At 44.7% G+C, this 367-nt stretch carries 1 protein-coding gene; it reads left to right on the forward strand.

Features of this window, described 5'->3' with window-relative positions:
- Positions 1 to 70: 70 nt before the first annotated feature.
- Positions 71 to 367, forward strand: a 297-nt coding sequence (locus SPADD19_RS11065) for a DHH family phosphoesterase (RefSeq protein ID WP_338322299.1), incomplete at its 3' end; no start/stop codon positions are given.

A 367-nucleotide genomic window follows, 5' to 3' on the forward strand; every position in this document is an offset into this window, starting at 1 on the left:
TAATTAGTGATAAATGCTTGCTGGATGGGCCTTTCTTATGTTAAAATTGACAGAGAAAATGAGGTAATGTATGAACGTAATGAATGAAATTCTTGAAAAAATTCAAGCTTATGACACGATTATTATCCATCGTCATCAAAATCCGGATCCGGATGCGATTGGTAGCCAGGTGGGCTTGCGGGATCTCCTGCGTGCGCGCTTCCCTCAAAAGCGGGTTTTGGCAACTGGCTATGATGAACCGACCTTGACTTGGCTTGCTGAGATGGATACTGTCAGCGATGAGGACTATGCTGGAGCTTTGGTGATTGTCTGTGATACGGCTAATACTCCCCGCATCGATGACAAGCGCTATTCGAATGGTGATTTC

Source organism: Streptococcus parasanguinis (assembly GCF_001578955.1).
Lineage (GTDB): Bacteria > Bacillota > Bacilli > Lactobacillales > Streptococcaceae > Streptococcus > Streptococcus parasanguinis_U.